The 23,250-nt window shown below is 52.6% G+C and carries 21 protein-coding genes and 1 other RNA gene; 15 read left to right on the top strand and 7 right to left on the bottom strand.

The window, feature by feature from the left end; all coding sequences use genetic code 11:
• The first annotated feature begins 44 nt into the window (after positions 1–44).
• A complete protein-coding gene (gene ppsA, locus P2W74_RS13095; protein ID WP_276291929.1) occupies positions 45–2,423 on the top strand; it encodes a phosphoenolpyruvate synthase in 2,379 nt (792 codons plus the stop codon).
• A gap of 63 nt (positions 2,424–2,486) precedes the next feature.
• On the opposite strand, the gene aroD is transcribed toward ppsA, so the two are convergent.
• From aroD to ydiK, 3 genes are all read right to left on the bottom strand, one after another.
• Positions 2,487–3,239, bottom strand: a complete 753-nt coding sequence (aroD, locus tag P2W74_RS13090) for a type I 3-dehydroquinate dehydratase (protein ID WP_276291928.1) — start codon at positions 3,237–3,239, stop codon at positions 2,487–2,489.
• Positions 3,240–3,365: 126 nt separating this feature from the next.
• Positions 3,366–3,473: antisense sRNA RprA (gene rprA, locus P2W74_RS13085), an RNA gene on the bottom strand.
• Between the two features lie 265 nt (positions 3,474–3,738).
• Entirely contained in the window at positions 3,739–4,851 is a 1,113-nt protein-coding gene (gene ydiK / locus P2W74_RS13080) for an AI-2E family transporter YdiK (protein WP_276291927.1), read from the bottom strand.
• A gap of 302 nt (positions 4,852–5,153) precedes the next feature.
• Here ydiK and ydiJ point away from each other — a divergent pair, with 302 nt between their 5' ends.
• The 3 genes from ydiJ (at position 5,154) to P2W74_RS13065 (ending at position 8,905) form a co-directional block, all read left to right on the top strand.
• Positions 5,154–8,210 (top strand): D-2-hydroxyglutarate dehydrogenase YdiJ, encoded by a 3,057-nt coding sequence (gene ydiJ, locus P2W74_RS13075; protein ID WP_276291926.1) that lies wholly within the window; start codon positions 5,154–5,156, stop codon positions 8,208–8,210.
• Positions 8,207–8,617 carry a 1,4-dihydroxy-2-naphthoyl-CoA hydrolase gene (gene menI, locus P2W74_RS13070; RefSeq protein WP_276291925.1) on the top strand — a complete coding sequence of 137 codons (411 nt, stop codon included), beginning with the start codon at positions 8,207–8,209 and terminating at the stop codon, positions 8,615–8,617. Before ydiJ ends, menI begins: the two co-directional genes overlap by 4 nt.
• A gap of 99 nt (positions 8,618–8,716) precedes the next feature.
• Complete coding sequence (locus tag P2W74_RS13065; protein WP_276291924.1) at positions 8,717–8,905, top strand: YdiH family protein; 189 nt, start codon at positions 8,717–8,719, stop codon at positions 8,903–8,905.
• An 83-nt stretch (positions 8,906–8,988) separates the two neighbouring features.
• Here the strand turns inward: P2W74_RS13065 and P2W74_RS13060 are convergent, their stop codons facing one another.
• Positions 8,989–9,840, bottom strand: a complete 852-nt coding sequence (locus P2W74_RS13060; protein WP_276291923.1) for a Vmh family MBL fold metallo-hydrolase — start codon at positions 9,838–9,840, stop codon at positions 8,989–8,991.
• 124 nt (positions 9,841–9,964) lie between these two features.
• On the opposite strand from P2W74_RS13060, the gene P2W74_RS13055 reads away from it, so the two are divergent.
• The 8 genes from P2W74_RS13055 (at position 9,965) to ldtE (ending at position 18,098) form a co-directional block, all read left to right on the top strand.
• Positions 9,965–10,840, top strand: a complete 876-nt coding sequence (locus P2W74_RS13055; protein ID WP_276291922.1) for a LysR family transcriptional regulator — start codon at positions 9,965–9,967, stop codon at positions 10,838–10,840.
• A 641-nt stretch (positions 10,841–11,481) separates the two neighbouring features.
• Entirely contained in the window at positions 11,482–11,850 is a 369-nt protein-coding gene (gene sufA, locus P2W74_RS13050; RefSeq protein ID WP_276291921.1) for a Fe-S cluster assembly scaffold SufA, read from the top strand.
• Between the two features lie 8 nt (positions 11,851–11,858).
• On the top strand, positions 11,859–13,346 hold the full coding sequence (sufB, locus tag P2W74_RS13045) for a Fe-S cluster assembly protein SufB (RefSeq protein ID WP_276291920.1): 1,488 nt from the start codon (positions 11,859–11,861) through the stop codon (positions 13,344–13,346).
• Between the two features lie 9 nt (positions 13,347–13,355).
• Entirely contained in the window at positions 13,356–14,102 is a 747-nt protein-coding gene (gene sufC / locus P2W74_RS13040) for a Fe-S cluster assembly ATPase SufC (RefSeq protein ID WP_276291919.1), read from the top strand.
• Complete coding sequence (gene sufD / locus P2W74_RS13035; protein WP_276291918.1) at positions 14,077–15,348, top strand: Fe-S cluster assembly protein SufD; 1,272 nt, start codon at positions 14,077–14,079, stop codon at positions 15,346–15,348. The genes sufC and sufD overlap by 26 nt, the downstream gene beginning before the upstream one ends.
• Positions 15,345–16,565, top strand: coding sequence for a cysteine desulfurase SufS (gene sufS, locus P2W74_RS13030; protein WP_276291917.1), 1,221 nt, complete (start codon positions 15,345–15,347; stop codon positions 16,563–16,565). Before sufD ends, sufS begins: the two co-directional genes overlap by 4 nt.
• Before the next feature lie 12 nt (positions 16,566–16,577).
• Positions 16,578–16,994 carry a cysteine desulfuration protein SufE gene (sufE, locus tag P2W74_RS13025; RefSeq protein WP_276291916.1) on the top strand — a complete coding sequence of 139 codons (417 nt, stop codon included), beginning with the start codon at positions 16,578–16,580 and terminating at the stop codon, positions 16,992–16,994.
• Between the two features lie 99 nt (positions 16,995–17,093).
• Positions 17,094–18,098 (top strand): L,D-transpeptidase LdtE, encoded by a 1,005-nt coding sequence (ldtE, locus tag P2W74_RS13020; protein ID WP_276291915.1) that lies wholly within the window; start codon positions 17,094–17,096, stop codon positions 18,096–18,098.
• 68 nt (positions 18,099–18,166) lie between these two features.
• On the opposite strand, the gene lpp is transcribed toward ldtE, so the two are convergent.
• From lpp to ynhH, 3 genes are all read right to left on the bottom strand, one after another.
• On the bottom strand, positions 18,167–18,403 hold the full coding sequence (gene lpp / locus P2W74_RS13015) for a murein lipoprotein Lpp (RefSeq protein WP_001082307.1): 237 nt from the start codon (positions 18,401–18,403) through the stop codon (positions 18,167–18,169).
• Positions 18,404–18,710: 307 nt separating this feature from the next.
• Positions 18,711–20,132, bottom strand: a complete 1,422-nt coding sequence (gene pykF, locus P2W74_RS13010; protein ID WP_276291914.1) for a pyruvate kinase PykF — start codon at positions 20,130–20,132, stop codon at positions 18,711–18,713.
• A gap of 7 nt (positions 20,133–20,139) precedes the next feature.
• Positions 20,140–20,370 (bottom strand): protein YnhH, encoded by a 231-nt coding sequence (ynhH, locus tag P2W74_RS23815; RefSeq protein WP_456064467.1) that lies wholly within the window; start codon positions 20,368–20,370, stop codon positions 20,140–20,142.
• A 347-nt stretch (positions 20,371–20,717) separates the two neighbouring features.
• On the opposite strand from ynhH, the gene P2W74_RS13005 reads away from it, so the two are divergent.
• Genes P2W74_RS13005 through P2W74_RS12995 form a run of 3 tightly spaced genes read left to right on the top strand, consistent with a single transcriptional unit; the run spans position 20,718 to position 23,235 of the window.
• Positions 20,718–21,740 (top strand): methionine ABC transporter ATP-binding protein, encoded by a 1,023-nt coding sequence (locus P2W74_RS13005; protein ID WP_276291913.1) that lies wholly within the window; start codon positions 20,718–20,720, stop codon positions 21,738–21,740.
• Positions 21,733–22,401, top strand: coding sequence for a methionine ABC transporter permease (locus P2W74_RS13000; RefSeq protein ID WP_276291912.1), 669 nt, complete (start codon positions 21,733–21,735; stop codon positions 22,399–22,401). The genes P2W74_RS13005 and P2W74_RS13000 overlap by 8 nt, the downstream gene beginning before the upstream one ends.
• 21 nt (positions 22,402–22,422) lie before the next feature.
• On the top strand, positions 22,423–23,235 hold the full coding sequence (locus tag P2W74_RS12995; RefSeq protein ID WP_276291911.1) for a MetQ/NlpA family ABC transporter substrate-binding protein: 813 nt from the start codon (positions 22,423–22,425) through the stop codon (positions 23,233–23,235).
• Positions 23,236–23,250: the final 15 nt, after the last annotated feature.

Raw genomic sequence — 23,250 nt, 5'->3', positions numbered from 1 at the left:
ATGTGTTTCCTAAACTCGTTCATTTATCACAAAAGGATTGTTCGATGTCCAACAATGGCTCGTCACCGCTGGTGCTTTGGTATAACCAACTCGGCATGAATGATGTAGACAGAGTTGGGGGCAAAAATGCCTCCCTGGGTGAAATGATTACTAACCTTTCCGGTATGGGTGTTTCAGTACCGAATGGGTTTGCGACAAGCGCCGATGCGTTTAACCAGTTTCTGGACCAAAGCGGCGTAAACCAGCGCATTTATGAACTGCTGGATGAAACGGATATTGACGATGTCACTGCGCTGGCGAAAGCCGGTGCGCAGATCCGCCAGTGGATTATCGACACTCCTTTCCAGCCTGAGCTGGAAAATGCCATCCGCGATGCGTACGCGCAGCTTTCTGCGGATGATGCTCATGCCTCGTTTGCGGTGCGTTCTTCCGCAACGGCAGAAGATATGCCAGACGCTTCATTTGCGGGCCAGCAAGAGACTTTCCTCAACGTGCAGGGGTTTGATGCTGTGCTGGTGGCGGTGAAACATGTCTTCGCGTCGTTGTTTAACGATCGTGCGATCTCTTACCGTGTGCATCAGGGCTATGACCACCGTGGCGTTGCGCTCTCTGCGGGCGTTCAGCGTATGGTGCGTTCAGATCTCGCCTCGTCCGGCGTGATGTTCTCCATTGATACTGAGTCGGGTTTCGACCAGGTCGTGTTCATTACTTCAGCCTGGGGTCTGGGCGAGATGGTGGTGCAGGGCGCGGTGAATCCGGATGAGTTCTACGTGCACAAACCGACGTTGGCGGCAAACCGTCCTTCCATTGTTCGTCGCACCATGGGTTCGAAAAAAATCCGTATGGTCTATGCGCCGACCCAGGAGCACGGAAAACAGGTCAAAATTGAAGATGTGCCGCAGGAACAACGCGACATTTTCTCGCTGACCAACGAGGAAGTTCAGGAGCTGGCGAAACAAGCGGTGCAGATCGAGAAACATTATGGTCGCCCGATGGACATCGAATGGGCCAAAGACGGTCACACCGGTAAATTGTTCATTGTCCAGGCTCGCCCGGAAACCGTCCGCTCACGCGGTCAGGTGATGGAGCGTTACACGCTGCATGCGCAGGGCAAAATTGTGGCGGAAGGTCGTGCTATTGGCCACCGTATCGGCGCGGGCTCCGTGAAGGTCATTCATGACATTAGCGAGATGAACCGTATTGAACCCGGCGACGTGCTGGTGACTGACATGACCGACCCGGACTGGGAACCGATCATGAAAAAAGCTGCAGCAATTGTGACTAACCGTGGCGGTCGTACCTGTCATGCGGCGATCATCGCGCGTGAGCTGGGGATCCCGGCAGTGGTTGGCTGTGGCGATGCGACCGAACGCATGAAGGATGACGATAAAGTGACCGTCTCCTGCGCTGAAGGCGATACCGGTTACGTGTATGCCGATTTGCTCGACTTTAGCGTGAAAAGTTCCAGCGTTGACACCATGCCGGACCTGCCGTTGAAGATCATGATGAACGTCGGCAACCCGGATCGCGCGTTTGACTTTGCCTGTTTGCCGAACGAAGGTGTTGGCCTGGCGCGTCTCGAATTTATCATCAACCGTATGATCGGCGTGCACCCTCGTGCGCTGCTGGAGTTTGATGACCAGGACGTGAAACTGCAAAACGAAATCCGCGGAATGATGAAAGGTTTCGATTCGCCGCGCGAGTTCTACGTTGGTCGTTTGACGGAAGGCATCGCGACGCTGGGCGCCGCATTTTTCCCGAAACGCGTCATCGTCCGTCTCTCTGATTTTAAATCGAACGAATACGCCAACCTGGTGGGCGGCGAACGTTATGAGCCAGAAGAAGAGAACCCGATGCTGGGCTTCCGTGGCGCTGGCCGCTATGTTTCGGATAGCTTCCGTGACTGTTTTGCGCTCGAGTGTGAAGCGGTTAAACGCGTGCGCAATGACATGGGGCTGACCAACGTTGAAATCATGATCCCGTTTGTACGTACGGTTGATCAGGCGAAAGCGGTGGTAGAAGAGCTGGAACGTCAGGGGCTGAAACGTGGTGAAAACGGACTGAAGCTCATCATGATGTGTGAGATCCCGTCCAACGCCTTGCTGGCGGAGCAGTTCCTCGAGTACTTTGACGGCTTCTCAATCGGCTCCAACGACATGACGCAGCTGACGCTGGGTCTGGATCGTGATTCCGGTGTGGTTTCAGCGCTGTTCGATGAACGTAACGATGCGGTCAAAGCACTGCTGTCGATGGCGATTCGTGCAGCGAAGAAACAAGGGAAATACGTAGGCATTTGCGGTCAGGGTCCGTCCGACCACGAAGACTTTGCCGCGTGGCTGATGGAAGAGGGGATCGACAGTCTTTCGTTGAACCCGGACACCGTCGTGCAAACCTGGCTGAGCCTGGCGGAACTGAAGAAGTAAGATAAATTACGTCACTAAATCGATAACGGCTCCCGTAAAAAGGAGCCGTTTTTTTATGCTTTGTTAGTGCAGGAGGGCCAGGATAGCGCGCAAGTCATTCACAGAAATTTGTCCCGGAGCTGACGCTTTTTTTACCGCACCAAAGGTGGCGGCAGATCCAAACACCTCACCCGCAAGGCGAGAAATGACCCCTGTTTTAGCCATCGACATGGTGATGATTGGACGATCCGCATATTTTTCATGCATATCCAGCGTGGCAGTTAGCAGTGTCAATACATCGCGCTTTGACTGAGGCATGACGGCAATTTTGGGGATATCCGCCCCCAAAGCCTGCATTTTGCGTAGCCGATTGACGATTTCGTCTGCTGCTGGCGTCTGGTGAAAATCATGGTTAGACATGACGACATAAACACCTTTTTCATGCGCCCTGGCAACGAGGTTTTTGACGTGTGTATCACCGGTGTACAGTTCAATATCGATGATGTCAGCAAGCCCGCTGTCTATTACCGCCAGATTGAGCGCGGTGTACTCTTCAACGGAAAGCGCGTGTTCTCCTCCTTCCTGAGCGCTACGGAAGGTAAACAGTAAGGGGACATCGCCCATTATCTGGCGAAGATGACCCAGTGCGTCCAGCACTGATTGCGCAGAACCCACATCCCTATAATGGTCGGCACGCCATTCCAGAATGTCGAAATCAGCATCGAGATAGGCTTGTGCTTCGGTCTTTATGGTGGCGATGTCCTTGCCCATCAGAGAGACAATCACTTTCGGCATGCCTTCGCCAATGACGAGATTTTTTATTGTTAACGTATTCATTATTACCCTTCACATACCTGGTCTGCGTTACAACATGCCGCAACACGGCATTATTTTGCAACCATAGCCCAGGGAATTTTCAGCACAATCGAGAAATAAAGAGACCCGGTGTTCATCTTCAGGGGAATAAAAAAAAGCCCATCGTGGGAGATGGGCAAAGACTACACACAGCAATTCGTTGTTTCACTCAGGGGATGTCCATGCTTATAAATCAATGTGTTGATCTATAACCGTGAGCTAATAGTAGGCATGGGGATTTTTTGCGTCGATCAGATTCGTCTCAATAGTTTAAAAGCTGTAAAGAATTTGCGACACAAAGAAGGGGAATCAGAAAGGTTCAGCAACAATATTGGCTAATGAGGGGGTTAAATGATTAATAAATCTAAAGTGTTTGGCGTTTTGGAATATCTGAACTGCCCGTCGGCGCGTGATTAAACGGGCAGTTCTGCCGTATGGCGTTACCAGAAAAAAAGCTTCGGCAACACCACACTTTTACGATCTACTTGCGGGGTTCTGTAGGTTCAGCCAGCGCTTCCAGAACACTGTCTGACGTATCATCGGGAAGCGGAGCTTCATTCACCCACGCGGAGAACAAACGCCAGGAGACGGCCAGCAGCACCGGACCAATAAACAGACCGATCATGCCAAACGCAATTAATCCACCGATAACCCCGGAAAGGATCAGAATCAACGGCAAATCAGCCCCCATGCGAATGAGCATTGGGCGAATCACGTTATCCAGCGTACCGACCACACAGCTCCACACCAGCAGCACGGTGCCCCAGGTGTTGTCGCCTGTCCAGTAGAGCCAGATGATGGATGGAATCAGTACCGGCAGAGGCCCCAATTGCACCAGGCAGGAGAGGATCATCAGCACGCTCAGCAGCGTGGCATAAGGCACGCCGGAGATCGCCAGACCAACGCCACCGAGAACCGCCTGCACCAGCGCGGTGACAACGACGCCAAGCGCTACAGCGCGAATCGCTTGCGCTGCCAGCACAACGGCCGCATCTCCACGTTTCGCCGCCAGTCGGCTTGCGAAATGGCGAACCCCTAAAGCAACCTGCTCCCCCCGCCAGAACAGCAGGGCGCTAAACAGCAGCATCAGGCCACAATGCATCATAAAACGGCCAATATGTGCTGCCTGACCGACAAACCAGGTGGTTGTGGTGCCGATATAGGGCCGGATTTTGGCCATAATCGCCGTGCCGCCCATATCCAACAGATTGTGCCAGGCGGCATACAATTTGCTCCCGATCAGCGGAATGCTGTTCAGCCAGGCAAGCTCGGGTAACGTCATGTCGCCAGCGCTCATGGCGTGGATCAGCGGACCGCTGCCGTCGACGATGCTGTTCACCAACAGCGCAATGGGGATCACAAACAGCAATACCAACAGGAGCGTCATCACCAGAACGGCGAGAGAACGGCGGCCCCAGAGCAGTTTTTGCAGCAGAAGTAAAACAGGCCAGGTCGCAATCACCACGGTGCCTGCCCAGGCAAAGCCAAGGATAAAGGGTTGTACAATCCATAGACATGCCACAATCATGATGGCTAAAAACAGCACCGATAGCAGCACTTGCGCAATATCCTTGGGCTGACGAATGTTTTCCATAAATACTTTTCACCTTTTCTGTACGTCAGAACGTTGACGCGATCTGAACACGCGAATCACTCGTATACAATAATGAGCAATTTCAGCGGTTTTTGACAGGGTGATTCTGCCTGTAATTCTGCTGAGCGCATATGAAAAAAATGTGATACAACAAATAGTGCAACACGCAAACGATTAGGTGCCGCCCTGTAAGGCTATTTTATTTACCGTTGTGAAGCTGAACAGTCTCTCACTGGCTGTAAAATAGCCATTACCGGGACAGGCCCAGAGTCCACAACACAGACCGCAGGAAAGGGTCAATAATGATTCCACAAATTTCTCAGGCACCTGGCGTCGTTCAGCTGGTGCTCAACTTTTTGCAGGCACTGGAACAGCAAGGGTTTACGGGGGATACGGCGACCAGCTACGCCGATCGCCTCACAATGTCGACAGATAACAGTATCTATCAACTTCTGCCGGATGCTGTCCTTTTCCCCCGTTCAACGGCAGATGTGGCGCTGATCGCCCGTCTGGCGGCAGAACCTCGATTCACCTCTCTTGTCTTTACTCCCCGCGGCGGCGGCACCGGCACCAACGGTCAGGCGCTGAATCAGGGCATTATCGTTGATATGTCGCGCTACATGAGCCGTATCATTGAGATTAACCCGGAAGAAGGGTGGGTACGGGTAGAAGCCGGTGTGATCAAAGATCAACTGAACCAGTATCTGAAACCGTATGGCTATTTCTTTGCTCCGGAGTTGTCGACCAGTAACCGGGCGACATTGGGGGGGATGATTAATACCGATGCGTCCGGCCAGGGATCGCTGGTGTATGGCAAAACCTCTGACCATGTCCTTGGCGTGCGGGCGGTGCTACTGGGGGGCGATATTCTCGACACTCAGGCGCTTCCCGTCGAGCTTGCTGAGGCGTTAGGTAAAAACAATACGACGATAGGGCGTATTTACCATACGGTCTATCAGCGCTGCCGTGAAAACCGTCAGTTGATTATCGATAAATTCCCGAAGCTGAACCGTTTTTTAACGGGCTACGATTTACGTCATGTCTTTAATGATGAGATGACGGAGTTTGATTTAACGCGCGTCCTGACCGGCTCTGAAGGAACGCTTGCCTTCATCACCGAAGCGCGTCTGGATATCACCCCACTGCCCAAAGTTCGCCGTCTGGTGAATGTGAAATATGACTCTTTCGATTCTGCGTTACGCAATGCGTCGTTTATGGTTGAGGCGCGGGCGCTGTCGGTCGAAACCGTCGATTCTAAAGTGCTCAACCTGGCGCGGGAGGACATTGTCTGGCATTCCGTCAGTGAACTCATCACCGATGTGCCGGATAAAGAGATGTTGGGTCTGAACATCGTCGAATTTGCGGGGGATGACGAAGCGTTGATTGACGCGCAGATCGAGGCGCTGTGCGAGCGACTCGATGGCTTGATTGCCCGGCAACAGGCTGGCGTGATCGGCTGGCAGCTTTGTACTGAGCTGGCGGGTGTCGAACGTATTTACGCAATGCGTAAAAAAGCGGTGGGTTTGCTGGGGAATGCCAAAGGTTCGGCAAAACCGATTCCTTTTGCCGAAGATACCTGCGTACCGCCAGAGCATCTTGCCGATTACATTGCCGAATTCCGTGCTTTGCTCGATAACCACGGCCTGAGCTATGGCATGTTCGGTCACGTTGACGCCGGGGTGTTGCACGTTCGACCGGCCCTGGATATGTGCGACCCGCAGCAAGAGATACTGATGAAGCAAATCTCTGACGACGTGGTGGCGCTGACGGCGAAATATGGCGGCCTGTTATGGGGCGAACACGGGAAAGGTTTCCGCGCCGAGTACAGCCCGGCATTTTTTGGCGAGCAACTGTACGGTGAACTGCGCAAAGTGAAAGCGGCGTTCGACCCGCAAAACCGGCTGAATCCAGGCAAGATTTGCCCGCCTGAAGGTATTGATGCGCCGATGATGAAAGTGGATGCCGTGAAGCGTGGCACCTACGATCGCCAGATCCCGTTAGCGGTGAGGCAAGAGTGGCGTGGGGCGATGGAGTGCAACGGCAACGGGCTGTGCTTTAACTTTGATGCCAAAAGCCCGATGTGTCCGTCGATGAAAATCAGTCTTAACCGTATTCACTCCCCGAAAGGGCGCGCAACGCTGGTGCGGGAATGGTTACGCCTGTTGGCTGACCGCGGTATCGATCCTGTCAAGCTGGAACACGAACTGCCAGAAAAACGCGCCAGTTTGCGTACTCTGATTGCCCGAACCCGTAACAGTTGGCATGCCCGCAAGGGCGAGTACGATTTCTCGCATGAAGTGAAAGAGGCGATGTCCGGGTGTCTGGCCTGTAAAGCCTGTTCCACGCAATGCCCGATCAAAATTGATGTACCGGAATTCCGCTCGCGTTTCCTACAGCTCTATCACACCCGTTATTTGCGTCCTCTGCGCGATCATCTGGTAGCGACAGTGGAAACCTATGCGCCGTTGATGGCCCGGGCGCCAAAAACATTCAACTTCTTTATTAATCAACCGCTGGTGCGGTCGCTTTCCAAAAAACACATTGGGATGGTCGATTTGCCGCTGCTTTCTTCGCCGTCCCTGCAGCAACAAATGGTCGGGCACCGCAGCGCCAATATGACGCTGGAACAGCTGGAGTTGTTAAGTTTCGAGCAAAAATCCCGCACGGTGCTGGTGGTGCAGGATCCGTTCACCAGTTATTACGACGCGCAGGTGGTGGCCGATTTCGTCCGCCTGGTGGAAAAGCTGGGATTGCAGCCGGTGCTGCTGCCATTCTCGCCGAATGGCAAGGCTCAGCACATCAAAGGCTTTCTCAAACGTTTTGCGAAAACCGCGAAGAAGACTTCAGAGTTTCTCAATCGCGTGGCAGCGTTGGGGATACCGATGGTGGGCGTCGATCCGGCGCTGGTTCTGTGCTATCGCGATGAATATAACCTGGCGCTCGGTGAACAGCGTGGCGATTTCCACGTGCAACTGGTTCATGAATGGCTGCCGAAAGTACTCGAGCCGATACAGCCGCTGGCGGTCAGCGGTGAGCCCTGGTATTTCTTCGGCCATTGTACCGAAGTGACCGCCTTGCCCGGCGCGCCGACGCAGTGGGGGGCTATTTTTGCCCAATTTGGCGCCAGACTGGAAAATGTCAGCGTCGGGTGCTGCGGGATGGCAGGGACCTACGGGCACGAAGTCAAAAATCATGAAAACTCGCTGGGGATCTACGAGCTATCATGGCATCAGGCGATGCAGCGACTGCCGCGCAACCGCTGTCTGGCGACGGGTTATTCCTGTCGGAGCCAGGTCAAGCGCATTGAAGGCACCGGCGTTCGCCATCCATTACAGGCATTGTTGGAGATTATTGGATGATCTGGAAACGTGAGGTTTCTCTCGACGCGCTTAACGCGATGGGAGAAGGAAACATGGTCGGACTGCTGGATATCCGATTTGAGCATATTGGCGACGATACGCTGGAGGCAACAATGCCCGTGGATCGTCGGACAAAACAGCCTTTTGGCCTGTTGCACGGTGGGGCGTCCGTCGTTCTGGCTGAAAGTATCGGCTCGGTTGCTGGCTACTTATGTACCCAGGGCGAACAAAAAGTGGTGGGGCTGGAGGTGAATGCCAACCACATTCGTTCCGCTCGCGAAGGGCGCGTGAGAGGTGTGTGCAAAGCGCTGCATACTGGCTCGCGCCATCAGGTCTGGCAAATTGAGATCTTCGATGAACAGGGGCGGTTGTGTTGTACTTCGCGCCTGACGACGGCCATTGTGTGACAGTGTCACTTTAATTATCCGTCTGGTTTTGCTTTTGGTCGTAATGTGCACAGTGGAAAGTGATATACTGTGCACGTTTTGAACAAAAGTGAGGATGATATGTCTACCCAATTAGACCCGGCCCAACTGGCCATTGAATTTATTCGCCGCGATAAAACTGAGCTTTCTCCCGCGCAGTATCTGAAACGTTTGAAACAACTCGAGCTGGAATTTGCCGATTTACTCGCGCTTTCCTCCACTGAGCTGAAAGAAGAAATTTATTTTGCCTGGCGGTTGGGCGTGCATTGATGCCGGACCGCCTGAACGGCGACGGTGTATAATGCCAAACAGAAAACCCCGACAGTCTCCCGCCGGGGTTATTTTTTATCTGTTCACCATGCCATTTCACCGCTGTTGACTTTCGCACTCAATTCAAGAGAACTTTCATCCGCCAACCCCGGCCAGGCGGCTTTTAACGCCTGAATCACGTACGTTGATCCCTTATTCGCCTCCAGCGCTTTTTCGAAGGATTGCAGATAATCTTGCGTGAAACGGATCGCGCTATCGCCAGTCGGACGCTCGCCAATGTAGTGTCCTGGGATCACCTGATTCGGCTTCAGGCTCTGCATTTCATTGAGAGTGTCTCGCCATGCCGCGCGTTGTTTTGCCGATTGCGTGTCTGCCGTCCAGACGTGAATGCCGGAAGCGATGCCCGTTCCGCCCAGAATGGCACGGTTAGCAGGGATCCAGATGTAGGCGGCGTAATCATTTGGATGGCGGAGTTCCAGCGTTTCGCCATCAATGGTGAACCGGGTGTCGTGGGTGACCGTTGGCACCGTAACCGCTGTTGGCGCGCCGTCTTTCATTTGTGGGCCCCAGAATGCCAGTTTGGCGTCTTTTGTCGCGCGAATATGCTCAACCACGTGGGGTGTCGCCAGAATCTTCACCTCTGGAAAGGCGCTGACAAGCGGTTGTAGACCAAAATAAAAATCCGGATCGCCCGACGTAATCACGATGGCTTTCAGTTTTTTGCCCTTCGCCTGAATCATCTTCACCAGTTTTTCGCCGTCGTTGATGCTGAACTGCGCATCAAACAATATGGCCTCTTTCGGGCCTGAAACCAGAGTAGAAGAGACCGGAAAAAGACCGCGTTCTTGTGGATTATAGACATCAAGTTGAAGCGGGGCGGCGAGTAACGGCGATGCGGCAAATGACAGCAGCAGTGCCAGCGTTTTAACGTTCATGATAGGAAGCCTTTTACAGATGATGTTGTTTTATTTACGCCACGTATTCTAAGCAAATCTCCATCTGTTAAAATTCCTCTATCAGAACATGCTTAGTTTCGTAAAACGATCAGATGAGGGCGGAATGGACAGAGTCATGGCGGCAACGGTATTTAACCATATCTGCGATTTGGGCAGCCTGAGCGCAGCATCCCGCGCGCTGGGGATCTCAAGACCGATGGTGAGCCGCTATCTGGATGAAATGGAAAAATGGGCGGGCGCCAGACTGATCCATCGTTCATCACGGCGGTTAACGATTACCCCTGCCGGGGAAGAGGCGCTGGTGAAAACACGTACCCTTGCAAGGTTATCCCTCGATATTGCGGGGGCCGCCGGACGTGAAATCCCTTCAGGAACACTACGCGTTGCTTGTGCGCATTTTACGGCAACTCATATTCTGGCCCCGATTCTGCCTGACTTTTTAGCGCGCTATCCGGAACTACGCATTGAGGTTGAAATCAATAATCAACCGGTGAGTCTGGTGGGCGAACGTATTGATGTGGCGATCCGTATTACCGACAATCCTGAGCCAGGGACGATAGCCCGTCGACTTGGCGACTGTGAATCCGTCCTCTGCGCCTCACCTGATTATCTGCGCCAGCATGGAACCCCACAGACGGTTGAGGACCTGGCGCAGCATAACTGCCTCTATTACAGTGGATTTGCGGGAAAATCCTGGCATTTTCTGGACGCTCAGGGCAAGGCCGCATCGGTGGTCATCAAGGGAAACTTAAGTGCCGGGATCTCTTCGCTGTTATGTGAGGCTGCGCAGGCGGGAATGGGCATTGCGCTGGTGCCGGAAAAAGAGGCTCGCCCAGGGTTAGCACAGGGGGAGTTAATTCGGCTTTTACCGCAACTGGAGCCACGGCGACTTGCGGTGTATGGCATGTATCTTTCCCGCGATCATCAGCCAGCAGCATTGCGTTTGCTGCTGGAAGCGGTGCAGGCCGCAATGAGATAAACCTGATTATCAGAGCGATTCAGATGATTATTTGAACCTCCAGGTGCTTAATATAGCTCATAAAAAAAACAAACCGCAATTAGTGTTAAAAAGGAACCGCTAGGTTATGAGAGGATTCTTATGCCCCTTCAAGAGCTAAGCCAGAAATGAGTGCCGGAGATAAGCGCCGGATGGGGAAGGCGAACGGTCAGCGCTGTATCACAGCGCTGACCGTTCGCTGGTCATTTCCGCACTGTCTGCATTTTCTCTCTCTTCTTCAATGACATTCTTTTACTCTGTTTGATGATGATCGTCGTCAGATGCGCCATACCTGTTCTTCATTCATTTCAGCACTATTCACAATGTTGGTACTCCGTTACACCTGGCACGTGCCAGTTGTGCCTGGTTTATAAATAGGCATTTCCTATACATCTTTTCTTATTTGACCTGCCAGAGCGATAACCTCTCCTTAATTCATTATTAATCAATGCATTGAACAAAATCATCGTTCCCTGTGATCCCGCGTAGCAGGGTCTATGCTTAGTTAACGTAGCCAAAAAGGGCGATTTAACCGAATGCCCCTGCGGATGAGGGGTTGAAGTGATAATCATTATCACTAACATGATGTTATGCCCTGGTGGCTCATGACATGAGGTGAACCTATGGAATTGCATTCAGGAACATTTAATCCGGACGACTTTGCCTGGCGCGGGTTGACGTTAACGCCCACAGCGGCAGCACATATTCGCGAGCTGGTTGTGAAGCAGCCGGGCATGCAGGGCGTGCGTTTAGGCGTGAAGCAAACCGGGTGTGCAGGGTTTGGTTATGTGCTGGCGACGGTCAGTGAACCGCACAAAGACGATCTGCTGTTCGAATTCGATGGTGCGAAACTGTATGTGCCGTTGCAGGCAATGCCGTTTATCGACGGAACGGAAGTCGATTATGTGCGCGAGGGATTAAATCAAATATTCAAATTTCACAACCCGAAAGCGCAGAATGAATGTGGCTGCGGCGAAAGCTTTGGGGTATAGGCGGTACTATGTCTCGTAATACTGAAGCAACTGACGATGTCAAAACCTGGACGGGTGGACACCTCAACTATAAAGAGGGGTTCTTCACCCAGTTGCAAACCGACGAGCTGGAAAAAGGCATTAATGAAGAGGTGGTTCGCGCTATTTCTGCAAAACGCCATGAACCTGAATGGATGCTCGAATTTCGCCTCAACGCGTTTCGTGCATGGCTTGAGATGGAGGAGCCGCACTGGCTCAAAGCGCATTACGACAAACTGAATTATCAGGATTACAGCTATTACTCGGCTCCTTCGTGCGGAAACTGCGACGACACGTGCGCCTCTGAACCTGGGGCGGTACAGCAGACAGGGTCGAATGCCTTTTTAAGCAAAGAGGTGGAGGATGCTTTCGCCCAGTTAGGGGTGCCGGTGCATGAAGGTAGCAACGTGGCGGTGGACGCCATTTTCGACTCCGTTTCTGTGGCCACCACCTACCGTGAAAAACTGGCAGAACAGGGCATCATTTTTTGTTCATTTGGTGAAGCGATTCACGACCACCCTGAACTGGTGAGGAAATACCTCGGGACTGTGGTTCCGGGGAATGACAACTTTTTTGCGGCGCTTAACGCCGCTGTGGCATCTGACGGCACCTTTATCTATGTGCCGAAAGGCGTGCGCTGCCCGATGGAGCTTTCCACCTATTTCCGCATTAATGCGGAAAAAACCGGCCAGTTTGAACGCACCATACTGGTGGCGGAGGAAGGGAGCTACGTGAGCTATATCGAAGGATGCTCTGCGCCCGTTCGTGACAGCTACCAGCTGCATGCGGCGGTCGTCGAAGTGATCATCCACAAAGACGCTGAAGTGAAATACTCCACGGTGCAAAACTGGTTCCCCGGTGATAACAACACCGGCGGTATTCTGAACTTTGTGACGAAGCGTGCGCTGTGCGAAGGGGAAAATAGCAAGATGTCGTGGACCCAGTCGGAAACCGGCTCGGCCATCACCTGGAAATACCCGAGCTGTATTCTGCGCGGCGACAACTCCATCGGCGAATTTTACTCCGTCGCGTTAACCAGCGGCTATCAGCAGGCGGATACCGGCACCAAAATGATCCACATCGGCAAAAATACCCGCTCAACCATTATCTCGAAAGGGATCTCCGCGGGGCACAGCCAGAACAGTTATCGCGGGTTGGTGAAGATCATGCCAACGGCGACCAACGCACGAAACTTTACCCAGTGCGACTCCATGCTTATCGGTACGGACTGCGGCGCACATACCTTCCCGTATGTTGAGTGCCGAAATAACAGCGCCCAACTGGAGCACGAGGCGACCACCTCGCGCATTGGTGAAGACCAGCTGTTTTACTGCCTGCAACGCGGGATCAGTGAAGAAGATGCCATCTCCATGATCGTCAACGGCTTCTGTAAGGACGTCTTTTCCGAATTGCCGCTGGAGTTTGCGGTTGAAGCGCAAAAATTACTGGCGATTAGCCTTGAACACAGCGTTGGATAAGGAAAGCTCATGTTAAGCATTAAAGATTTACAGGTCAGTGTTGAGGATAACGCGATTTTGCGGGGCGTGAATCTTGAGATCCGTCCTGGAGAGGTGCATGCCATTATGGGACCTAATGGTTCCGGAAAGAGCACCTTATCCGCTACGCTTGCCGGACGTGAAGATTATCAAGTCACCCAGGGTAAGGTGGAGTTTAAAGGGAAAGATCTTCTTGAACTGTCGCCGGAGGCGAGGGCGGGTGAAGGGATTTTCATGGCATTCCAGTATCCGGTGGAGATCCCTGGCGTCAGTAACCAGTTCTTTCTGCAAACCGCGCTCAATGCGGTGCGTAGTTACCGTGGGGAAGAGTCTCTGGATCGCTTTGATTTTCAGGATCTGATGGAAGAGAAAATGGCGCTCCTGAAGATGCCGGAAGATTTGTTAACCCGCTCAGTGAACGTGGGCTTCTCGGGCGGCGAGAAAAAGCGTAATGACATTCTGCAGATGGCCGTACTGGAGCCGGAACTGTGCATCCTTGATGAGTCTGATTCCGGGCTGGATATTGATGCGCTAAAAATTGTCGCCGATGGGGTGAACGCCCTGCGTGACGGGAAACGCGCGTTCATTATCGTCACCCACTATCAGCGTATTCTCGACTATATCAAGCCTGATTACGTTCACGTTTTGTATCAGGGGCGGATTGTGAAGTCCGGTGATTTCACTCTGGTCAAACAACTGGAGGAGCAGGGATATGGCTGGCTTAGCGAACAGCAGTAGCGTGCTGCAACAATGGCATCGCCTGTTTGAAGCGCAAGGAGAATTGCGCTCAGAACATGCACAGCAGCATCTGCAACAGATGCTGCGTCTGGGATTGCCGACGCGTAAGCATGAGAACTGGAAATACACACCGCTTGAAGGATTGACCAACAGTACTTTTGTCAGCCGCTTTGCTGAAATTAACCCGGCTCAATGCGAGGCTCTGGCATTAGGCATTGATGCGGTTCGCCTGGTGTTTGTCGATGGGCAATTTAGCCCGGCGCTGAGTGACAGCACAGAAGGCAGCGGCTTTGAGGTCACGTTCAATGATGAACGGCAAATCTGGGTTGCACCGATTCAGCCTGATGTGTTCCTGCATTTGACCGAAAGCCTTGCCCAACGCGTGAGCCACATCAGCGTTAAACGTAATCAACGTCCTGTGAAGCCACTGCTGCTGATGCATATCACGCAAGGCGTGGACGGTGATGAAGTGAATACCGCACATTATCGCCATCACCTTGAGCTGGGTGAAGGTGCGGAAGCAACGATTATTGAGCACTATGTCAGCCTCGATGACACGCGTCATTTCACCGGGGCGCGGTTAACGATGAATGTCGGTGCGAATGCGCATCTGCATCACATCAAGCTGGTGTTTGAAAACCCGGTTAGCCATCACTTTGCGCATAACGATCTTCGACTTGCTGGCGATGCCACGGCGCACAGCCACAGCTTCCTGTTGGGAGATGCCGTGCTGCGCCATAATACCAGCACGCAGCTTAACGGCGAAAATACCACCCTTCGGATCAACAGTCTGGCGATGCCGGTGAAAAATGAAGTATGTGATACCCGGACCTGGCTGGAGCATAACAAGGGCTACTGCAACAGCCGTCAGCTGCATAAAACCATCGTCAGCGATAAAGGCAGAGCCGTCTTTAATGGTGTGATCACCGTGGCGCAGCACGCGATCAAAACCGACGGACAGATGACCAATAACAACCTGCTGCTGGGTAAACTCGCTGAAGTCGATACTAAGCCGCAGTTGGAAATTTATGCCGATGATGTGAAGTGCAGTCACGGGGCAACGGTAGGACGTATCGATAATGAGCAGATGTTCTACTTGCGCTCGCGGGGGATTGGGCAGCAGGATGCACAACAGTTGATCCTTTATGCATTTGCCGCAGAGCTGACGGAAGTTCTCGGTGATGATGTGCTTAAACAACAGGTGCTGGCGCGAATAGGTCTTCGACTGCCGGGAGGCGTAGCATGACTTTCTCCATCCAAAAAGTACGGGCGGACTTTCCTGTCCTGACGCGTGAGGTCAATGGCCTGCCGTTGGCCTATCTGGACAGCGCGGCAAGTGCGCAAAAACCCAATCAGGTTATCGATGCTGAGGCCGAATTTTATCGACACGGCTATGCGGCGGTCCATCGTGGTATTCACACGCTGAGTGCGCAGGCTACGGAAAGAATGGAAAACGTACGCAAGCAGGCATCATTGTTTATGAATGCCCGCTCCGCCGAAGAATTAGTGTTTGTTCGCGGTACGACAGAAGGCATTAACCTGGTGGCGAACAGCTGGGGTAACAGCAATATACGCGCTGGCGACAACATTATTATCAGCGAGATGGAGCACCACGCCAACATCGTACCGTGGCAGATGCTGTGTTCGCGCGTCGGGGCGGAGCTGCGGGTGATCCCGCTAAACCAGGACGGCACGTTGCAACTGGACGTTCTGGACACCTTGTTTGACGATAACACGCAGTTGCTGGCGATTACGCACGTCTCCAATGTGCTGGGGACGGAGAATCCCTTGCCGGAAATGATTGCCCTCGCACATCAGTACGGAGCGAAAGTGCTGGTGGATGGCGCGCAGGCGGTGATGCATCTCAAGGTCGATGTGCAGGCGCTGGACTGCGATTTCTATGTCTTCTCCGGGCATAAATTGTATGGGCCGACGGGCATTGGCGTTCTGTACGTCAAAGAGGCGTTGTTGCAGGAAATGCCGCCGTGGGAAGGTGGTGGGTCGATGATCGCCACAGTTAGCCTGACGCAGGGAACCACCTGGGCAAAAGCCCCCTGGCGCTTCGAGGCCGGTACGCCAAATACCGGTGGTATCGTGGGCCTCGGTGCGGCAATAGAGTATGTCTCGGCGCTGGGGCTCGCGAACATCAGCGAGTATGAACAGAATTTAATGCACTACGCGCTGGAGCAACTGGCTGAGGTGCCGGAACTGACGTTGTACGGCCCGGATAATCGGCTTGGCGTTATCGCGTTCAATCTCGGTAAACATCACGCCTATGATGTGGGGAGTTTTCTGGATAACTACGGCATTGCTGTGCGTACCGGGCATCATTGTGCGATGCCGCTGATGGCGTTCTATCACGTCCCTGCCATGTGCCGGGCGTCGCTGGCAATGTATAACACCCATGAAGAAGTGGATCGCCTGGCGACAGGACTGACACGTATTCACCGCCTGCTGGGGTAACAGGGAGACGCTATGGTCGCGCTACCGGATAAAGAAAAATTGTTGCGTAATTTTCAGCGTTGCGCTAATTGGGAAGATAAGTATCTGTACATCATTGAATTGGGACAGCGTCTGCCAGAATTAACTGAGCAGGATCGTAACCCGGAAAACAGCATTCAAGGATGTCAGAGTCAGGTATGGATCGTTATGCGTCAGAATGCTGAAGGCATTATTGAGTTGCAGGGCGACAGTGATGCGGCAATTGTGAAGGGGCTTATCGGCGTTGTTTTTATTTTGTACGACCAGATGACAGCCCAGGATATTGTGAATTTTGATGTGCGACCGTGGTTTGAAAAAATGGCGCTTGCGCAGCATTTGACGCCTTCCCGTTCACAGGGACTGGAGGCAATGATACGCGCTATCCGCACCAAAGCCGCCACTATTGGCTAAACTCAATAGACAGCTTTCATCCTGTTAGGCAAGGTGGCGCTTTGCCTTGTCGGACTTTCAGCCTTCTGGCTCATAGCCAGTGAATACAGGAGTTTGGGTATGAAACGCGTGTCTCTCATCACTATTACACTTTTCGGCGCTTACAGCGCCTTACAGGCAGCCTGGGCGGTGGATTATCCATTACCGCCAGCAGGAAGTCGTCTGGTTGGGCAAAATCAAACGTACACCGTTCAGGAAGGCGATAAGAATTTACAGGCGATAGCCCGGCGTTTCGATACCGCCGCGATGCTGATCCTGGAAGCGAATAACACCATTGCTCCCGTTCCTAAAGCCGGAACGCTGATTACAATCCCCTCTCAATTGTTATTACCGGATGCTCCGCGCGAAGGCATCATTGTGAATCTGGCGGAACTGCGGCTCTACTATTATCCGCCAGGAGAGAATCTGGTTCAGGTTTTCCCGATCGGTATTGGGTTGCAGGGGCTTGAAACACCGGTGATGGAAACCCGAGTCGGTCAGAAGATCCCTAACCCGACATGGACACCGACGCCAGGCATCCGTAAGCGTTCTCTGGAGCGTGGAGTTACGCTGCCGCCCGTGGTCCCGGCCGGGCCCAATAACCCGTTGGGACGCTATGCGCTGCGTCTGGCGCATGGCCACGGGGAGTATCTCATTCATGGCACCAGCGCACCGGACAGCGTCGGTCTGCGTGTTAGCTCTGGCTGTATCCGCATGAATGCGCCTGACATTAAGGCCTTGTTTGCTCAGGTCAGGACAGGAACGCCGGTAAAAGTGATCAATGAACCGGTGAAATACTCCGTTGAGCCTAACGGTATGCGTTATGTTGAAGTGCACCGACCGCTGTCACCGGAAGAAGAACAAAACGTACAGACCATGCCGTATGTGCTGCCAGCGGGCTTTAGCCAGTTCAAAGGGGACAAGAATGTGGATCATGGGCTGGTAGAGAAAGCGCTGTATCGTCGCGCGGGATATCCTGTGGCCGTTACTGCCCGTCAGACACCAATTGCGAATAATGTCCCAACGGTTGAATCTGCGCAGAATGGTAAATCGGGGAATGATACGGAGCAGCGTGTGACGCAGTAACAGGGAAGGGTGAATCACAGACAAAAAAATGGCGCACAATGTGCGCCATTTCTATTACACAGGTACTATTACTTACGGTATTTAGTAGCCTGGTTGTCCAGACGCTGGTTAGCGCGAGCTGCGTCGTCTTTAGCAGCCTGAACGTCGGAACGCATTGCGTTCACGTCGTTGCTCAGCTGGTCAACTTTAGCGTTCAGAGTCTGAACGTCAGAAGACAGCTGATCGATTTTAGCGTTGCTGGAGCAACCTGCCAGCAGAGTAGAACCCAGGATTACCGCGCCCAGTACCAGTTTAGTACGATTCATTATTAATACCCTCTAGATTGAGTTAATCTCCATGTAGCGTTACAAGTATTACACAAAGTTTTTTAGGTTGAGAATATTTTTTTGATGCTAATGCACTTATTTTTGATCGTTCGCTCAAAGAAGCACCGAATTGAGCAAAATCGTCTAAAAAACTGAGTGAAAACAGAATGCTTCCATCGGATTCATCTTAGATAATCAGTAATTAGATAGTGAAATCCGATTTGATTTTTTATTAATAGTAGCTATTGATAAAATAAAAAAGCGCCACGAGGGCGCTTTTTAAACAAATTAATTCACTCAGGAATTATTACAGCACGTGAACAGATGCCGTGTTGGTGGTGCCGCTTGGTACCAGCGCGCCGGAAACCATGACCACAACGTCGCCTTTCTGTGCCAGACCGCGTTCAACCAGCTCCAGCGCCACTTCTTTACCCAGACGATAGAAATCATCCGTAGAGGCGATTTCTTTCACCAGGTGTGGAATAACCCCTTTGCTCAGCACCAGCTGACGCGCGGTGGTTTCATTGGTGGTCAGCGCCAGGATGGTTGCATCCGGGAAGTATTTACGCACTGCACGAGCAGATTTACCGCCACGGGTCGCAACAACGATCAGCGGAGCTTCCAGTTTTTCTGCAGTTTCTACTGCGCCACGGCACACGGCTTCAGTGATACGCAGTTTACGGCTGTCGTTATTGTAGTCCAGACGGCTGGTCATTACGCGGTCGGTACGTTCGCAGATGGTCGCCATGATGGAGACCGCTTCCAGCGGGTATTTACCTTTTGCGGATTCGCCAGACAGCATAACGGCGTCGGTACCGTCGAGGATGGCGTTAGCCACGTCGCCTGCTTCTGCGCGGGTTGGGCGTGGGTTTTTGATCATGGAGTCCAGCATCTGCGTTGCAGTGATAACCACTTTACGCGCACGGACGCATTTCTCGATCATCATCTTCTGCGCGAAGATCACTTCTTCAACCGGAATTTCTACACCCAGGTCGCCACGAGCAACCATGATGCCGTCAGACGCTTCGAGGATTTCGTCGAAGTTGTTCAGGCCTTCCTGGTTTTCGATTTTGGAGATGATCTGGATCTTCTCGCCGCCGTGCGCTTTCAGGTGCTCACGGATTTCAACCACGTCAGAACGCTTACGGATGAAGGACGCGGCAACGAAGTCAACGCCTTGCTCACAACCGAAGATCAGGTCCTGTTTGTCTTTCTCAGCCAGTGCTGGCAGTGCGATAGAAACGCCCGGCAGGTTAACGCCTTTGTTTTCGCCCAGGTCGCCATTGTTCAGTACTTTACAGATAACGTTGTTACCTTCGATCGCGGTAACTTCCATGCCGATCAGACCATCGTCGACCAGAACGGTATTGCCTACGCTCAGGTCAGTGGTGAAACCTTCGTAAGTCACAGCAACGATTTCGTTGTTACCGACCACAGTTTTGTCGGTAGTGAACGTGAAGGTCTGGCCCGCTTTCAGAGAAACATCGTTACCGCCTTCCAGCTTGATGGTACGGATTTCCGGACCTTTCGTGTCGAGCAGGATAGCGGCTTTTTTGCCGGTTTTGCTCATCACGTTGCGCAAGTTCTGGATGCGCTGACCATGCTCTGCGTAATCGCCATGAGAGAAGTTCAGACGCATGACGTTCATGCCCGCGTCCAGCATTTTGCTTAACATCTCTTCAGATTCGGTTTTCGGGCCGATGGTGCAAACAATTTTCGTCTTTTTCATGACAGTCTTAGTCTTTAAGTTGAGAAGGATATGGAAATCTGGCTTCGGGGGCGCACGGCCAAGAAGCTAAACCTGTGTTGCGAAAGTGGTGATACATCGCTCTAAGGATAGGTGACATCGAAGGAGCGTGCAGAAGAATGTGTGCTCGTGTTTCAGCCCAACGGGAAGGGGATAATGTTAGTCGTTGAGTTTTATAGTCCAATCTGCTGAAACCATTCAAGAGACAATTGGCGCGCATTATACGCTGAAGTTTATCCAAAAGGAAAATAAAAACAGCGTTTCAAAAATCTTCTGTGCAGTTTCACCACAAATTGTTGTTAAGGCGTTAATACCCGCGCGAAGACTGACCCTCCCGGAAGCGGAACTGTTGCGCAACAGAGACAGTCTTATGCTTTAGCATTACAAAAATAGTGCCAAAGCCTGAATTCACGCGCGATCGTGTTTATTCTCTGACGTTATAACAAATTCTTTTTTAATCATTTAAAAGCGTATCTGCTCTGATTACACTCATTTGGACATCCATACTGCTAAACAGCGAAAAGCACTGGCAGGATAACCATCAGCAGCAGCGGATACGATAACGATATGATCGCTCTGAAAAATATTTCGAAAGTGTTTACACCCGGCAAACATACGATCACCGCCGTGGATAACGTCAATTTGACGGTTGAACAGGGGCAAATTTACGGAATCATCGGCTACAGCGGAGCCGGAAAAAGCACGTTGATTCGGTTACTCAATGGGCTTGAAAAACCGTCTGCTGGCAGCGTCACCATCAATGGGCAGGTTATTTCTCAGGCTAAAGGGGAATCCTTGCGCCAGGCGCGGCTAAAAATCAGCATGGTGTTTCAGCACTTTAATCTGCTGTGGTCGCGCACCGTCAGCGAAAACATTGCCTTCTCTATGCAAATTGCTGGCGCGCCAAAGGCGAAGATCAAGACCCGGGTGGCGGAATTGATTGAGCTTGTCGGCTTAACCGGGCGCGAAAATGCGTACCCGTCTCAATTGAGTGGTGGGCAAAAACAGCGCGTGGGCATTGCGCGGGCTCTGGCAAATCGTCCGGATGTGTTGTTGTGCGATGAAGCCACTTCGGCGCTGGACCCACAAACCACCGATCAAATTCTCGATCTGCTACTCGATATCAACCGTCGCTTCCAACTGACGATTGTGCTGATTACCCATGAAATGCACGTGGTGCGCAAAATTTGCGATCGCGTGGCGGTGATGGAGAGTGGCCGGGTGGTGGAAGAAGGGGACGTGTTGACCGTTTTTACCCATCCGCAGCAGCCGATCACCCGACAGTTTGTCCGCCAGGTCAGCCAGTATGCCGAGGACGATGCGTTTAACCCTTTACTGGCGAGTGAATTGGGCGGCACGGTGATGAAGCTGACCTTTACCGGCCACAGCACGCATCAACCGGTTGTCGGGGAGCTGACCCTGCGCTACGGCCTGCCGTTCAATATTTTGCACGGCAAGATGACGCAAACCGCGCACGGCGTGTTTGGGGAACTTTGGTTGCATGTCGCGGCAACCGAAGAGCAACTGCACAATATTCTGGCGGATCTGGGTCGCAGTGGCATTGAAGGCGAGGTGGTGCAACATGGTTGAGACGCTGTTTCCCCACCTGCGGTGGGAGCAACTGTGGGCGGCAACGCAGGAAACGCTCTACATGACTGCGCTTTCAGGGGCCGCCACATTTGCGCTTGGCATCGTTCTGGGGCTGGCGTTGTTCCTGACCGCCCGTGGCGGGCTGTATCAACATCGCGCACTCTATAGCGCGATCTCCCTTGTGGTGAACGTGTTTCGCTCTATCCCGTTCATCATCTTGATTGTACTGCTGATTCCATTCACCAAGTCATTGGTGGGGACCATCCTTGGTGCCAACGCGGCGCTTCCTGCTCTGATCGTCGGCGCGGCGCCTTTTTATGCGCGTCTGGTTGAGATCGCGCTTCGCGAGGTCGACAAGGGGGTAATTGAGGCCACGCGCTCGATGGGCGCTCGTCCAGCCACGCTTATTTTTCGGGTTTTACTGCCTGAGTCATCACCCGCGTTGGTGTCCGGGATCACCGTGACGCTGATTGCGCTGGTTAGCTACAGCGCGATGGCTGGGGTGATTGGCGCAGGGGGTTTAGGGAATCTGGCTTATCTGGAGGGATTCCAGCGCAACCACAACGACGTCACGCTGGTGGCGACGGTGACCATTTTGCTCATCGTCTTCATTATCCAGTTCTGCGGCGACGTGATCACTTCTCTGTTCGATAAACGCTAATAAAATATGGAAACCTGCATCATGAAAAAATCACTGACACTACTCGCCGCAGCAACCTTAAGCGCCCTGAGCTTTACCGCCTGGGCTGACACCCTGACCGTTGGCGCATCGAACGTTCCGCATGCTGAAATTCTCGAGCAGGCGAAACCGATCCTCGCAAAGCAGGGGATCGAACTGAAGATCCAACCCTTTCAGGATTACATCCTGCCGAATACCGCGCTGGCTGGGCGCGAGATTGATGCGAACTACTTCCAGCATATTCCGTACCTGAACAGCGTTCTGAAGGATCATGCGGGTGATAAAACCTATGATTTTGTCAGCGCAGGGGCGATTCATATTGAGCCGATCGGTATTTACTCGAAGAAATACAAGTCGCTGAAGGATCTGCCGGAAGGCGGCAAAATTATCATGCGTGATGCTGTCTCTGAAGAGGGACGTATCCTGTCGATTTTTGAAAAAGAAGGGGTGATCACACTGAAGCCTGGCGTGGATAAAGTGTCTGCCCGCATCAGCGACATTGTCGATAACCCGAAAAAGCTGAAGTTCCTGCCAAACGTTGAAGCGGCGCTGTTACCGCAGATGTATAACAACGACGAAGGTGACGCGGTGGTTATCAACGCCAACTACGCGATCGATGCCGGGCTGGATCCGGTACACGATCCGATTGCGGTAGAAAGTGGTGAAAATAACCCATACGCCAACATCATTACCGTGCATCGCGGCGATGAGAAGAAGAAGGATATTGTGGCGCTGGTTGACGTGCTGCACTCTCAGGCGATTCAGGACTGGATCCGCACCAAATATAAAGGCGCGGTGATCCCGGTCAATAACTGACAGGTTCTGTACCGG

The sequence above is a fragment of the Citrobacter enshiensis genome (genome assembly GCF_029338175.1).
Taxonomy (GTDB): domain Bacteria; phylum Pseudomonadota; class Gammaproteobacteria; order Enterobacterales; family Enterobacteriaceae; genus Citrobacter_D; species Citrobacter_D enshiensis.
Note: the sequence above shows the minus strand (reverse complement) of the source record. Positions and strands in the feature narration are given on the sequence as shown.